General features: G+C 37.3%; 1 protein-coding gene. It reads left to right on the plus strand.

Features of this window, described 5'->3' with window-relative positions; translation table 11 throughout:
- Positions 1-914: 914 nt before the first annotated feature.
- Positions 915-3,562 (plus strand): sigma 54-interacting transcriptional regulator (locus AAGC65_RS05350; RefSeq protein ID WP_343111385.1); only part of this gene is annotated, 2,648 nt, incomplete at its 3' end.

Here is a 3,562-nt window from a genome sequence, read left to right on the forward strand (position 1 = left end):
GTGTTATATCCTTTTACTGATTAACGATATTTCGTGTTTTTTTAATAATGTCAATTTTATAAGTAACTGATTATTAATTAATTGATATTTTGGCCCGATATTTTAGTTTATTGTTCCAAAATTGAAATTATATGCAGGAACATGTACTTTCTATCACGGATGTTCGGTTGATCAATCGTGAACTCACTCGCAGGCTCATCAAATTGCACGCTTCGGGTTATGATTTGGATTTTTTCATGTGTGACAAAAAAAACATAAACTGTTCGCAATGTCCGGAGAATTTCCCCTGTGAAAGCATCACAGTTAATTTGGTAGATCAGATCTATGACTTTTTTGGTAATTGTTATAAATATGTTCATACGGTAGAAACCTCTTGCGGAAAAAAGGGAATTTTGCTTTTAGAGGGCATTTACAGATTTTCAGTCACGACAGCTACCAATAAACCTGCCTCCTATTCTCATTTGTTAAAAAGTGATATTTAATTATAAGTTAAATAATATCTTTTTGTATCTTAAAATTTTTATCTGATAAGTATCATAAATGTGTATGTAAAGCTGCTTTTGCTGGCTTGCTGTTTTGCTTAGTTTTAGTACCGATAAACCAAGAATCAGTAAAAATTATTGCTGAAATTTATTATATCTTAGTTTCTTTATTTTGGCATTTTCCAAGGTGTAAAGCGTTTATTTATCTTTTTCAGGGAGAAGTCATGACAAAGAACTACGGGGCTGTTTTTTTTTAAATAAAATAATTAAAAAGCATTGCGTGTAACGTTTTCATCATCAGGAAAGTAAAGCCAGGAAACTTAGCGGCTAAATAACAATGTTAACTGTTTTTTAATTATAACAACATGTATTTACGCAACTCAGTATCATCATTAATGGCAATTATAACAATTGAAAAATAAATTATAACTCATGCATTCAAACCCCAGTGTGCTTAATTCGGTGGCGACAAATATTGAAGATATACCTTTACAACTTGATCATTTCCGCTCAGTAATGAATGCTGATTACTTGCAATTACTGTTTGAACAATCATCGAAAGGACTTTTTAAGAACTCGCTTGTTGACAAAACGCCCTCATTGCAATATCCGGTTGAGGAAGCTGAGCATCTGGATCTGATTGTACAGATTGCAATGGCCAATGAGCAGCAAATTATTTCCAGAGATGAATTACAGGATCACGGAATGTTATCCTCCAATTCAGCATTTCCGTTTCAATATATTGTTGTGTTGCCACTCTTTTCTGAAGAGATAAAAATGGGCGTTATGTTCCTTGGTTATATCAGTCGGCAACCTTTGCTTGATATGGATATCAGTATATTTAGCAATGATCTTGCAGAATATCTGTTTAATCTTAGCGGTAAAAAAGCAGTAAAAGAACGGCTTTATTTATTAACACTGGGTGAGCGTCTGCGCAATGTAAAAACCAAGCCGCAGCTTTGCGATTTGTTGAAACGGCAAGTACACCAGGAACTTGGAATAATAACTTCAGCTCTTTTTGACTTTAAAGAAGGTGCTCAAATGCCCGGGGTAAATTGGTTTGAAACAGCTACAAATCAGGTAGATTTAGATTTACTATCTCTGTTTTACTCAAATGGGATGATATCCGGAGTTATAGATTCATATAAGGAACAATCAAAAATGGGCTACGGTTGGTATGCCAATCTGAACACTACCCCTAATTTATGTAAAGAGTTGCTTAAATTAAAAGAAAAGGGCATAGGAGGTGTAATTGTACAGCCGCTTTTTCATGATTGTAAAATTGCCCGGATATGGGTGCTTTTGACAAATGCTGATTCATTGACATGGCTTGCAGATACCCACTTACTAACGTTGATAGGCGGTCAGTTAATAGCAACTGTAAACACCATCGATGCAAAAGAGTGTCAGGACTTAAGTGTAGCTGAAAAAAGGCGGTTTAACCGTTGGGAAGCCGAAAAAGAACTATTGGTTTCGCTCAGTAAAAGCCTTGCTGCAACCCGCAACCAGGCAGACCTCATACATGTGCTTAATGAGCGTATTAAACCTGTTTTTGATTGTTCACATGTTGTTATCTGCACCATTGATAAAGAAACCGGCCATGTTAAACCCACGTTTCTCGATCCACAATCTGCTAACTGTAATGACCCTCGGTACCAACAAATAAGTACAGATATGTACCCAATGAATAATGGTCATTGGGATGTAACCGCTAATTCGGCAATTCCCTCCGCTTTTAATCTCGTGGATTGGGTAAACTTAATAGATTGTCCACCCTATTTTAAACTTAATTACGACAATGGGATTAAGCAAATGATATCAATACGCTTGAAATGCTTTGATACCCTAATCGGATTCTGGAATATCTGTTTTAGCGAACTACGTCATTGGGATGCGAGTACATTGAATTTGATGCAGGGTATTGCCGAACAGATATCCATTGCTATGTCAAATATCCTGGCCAATGAAACTCTGGAAAAACGGGAATTTGAAAAATCAACCTTACTATCTATCAGCAATGCCCTATCCAAGGCCAGAAATAAGGAAGAGATCAACAAGGTATTCAGTTATCATTTACAGAAGCTTTTCGGTTCTGTTCAATATTCACTGCATTGGTTATGTGAAGATCAGTCATATCATTACTCATACCTATGGGACAGTGAAGTTATGGCCGAAGGTTCGCCCGGTGCATATCAAATGTACACAGCAAAATATCCGGTTAATGACGGAGTTTTTGATCAGGTAAAAGCTACCGGCCAAATGATTTTGATTGATATTAATAAGGAAAATGAACGGGCCAACTGCCCAACTTATTTACAATTTGCCAAGTTGCACAACTTTACTCATGCGCTTGCATTTCCGGTTTACGTTGGAGAAGAAATGCCCGGAGTTTTGTTTGCTAACTTTAAAAAGATATTAGAACAGGAACAAAAATTGGTAAGCTGTATATGCTCACAGCTCGCCGTATCGGTGTCAAACCTAATAGCCAGCGAAAAAGTTATCAGGCAGTTTGAGGAGATCAAAAGGTATAAACAGCAATTAGAAGAAGAGCGGATTTACCTCAAAGAAGAATTGGAGACCAGTAACAATTATAGTGAAATGGTTGGCAACACCGAATGCCTGAGAGAAGTTTTCAAGCTTGTTTCGCAAGTTGCAGCAACAGATAGTACAGTACTTATTCTTGGCGAAACAGGAACAGGTAAAGAATTGGTTGCAAGGGCCATACACCAGGAATCAAAACGTAAAGAAAAATTAATTGTTAAGATCAACTGCGCGGCTCTGCCTCCAAATCTCATAGAAAGTGAACTTTTTGGTCACGAGAAAGGCAGCTTTACCGGGGCTGTTGAACGGAGGGTTGGTAAATTTGAATTGGCCAGCGGAGGCACACTTTTTCTGGATGAGATAGGCGAATTACCACTTGAACTTCAATCAAAATTATTAAGGGTACTACAAGAAAAAGAAATAGAACGCGTAGGCGGCAAAACCACTATCCCTGTTGATGTACGGATCATTGCTGCCACCAACCGCAGTTTGTTGCATGAAGTTGAAGCGGGTCGTTTCAGAAAAGATTTATACTACAG

It is taken from the genome of Mucilaginibacter sp., from assembly GCF_039207105.1.
Classification (GTDB): Bacteria; Bacteroidota; Bacteroidia; order Sphingobacteriales; family Sphingobacteriaceae; genus Mucilaginibacter.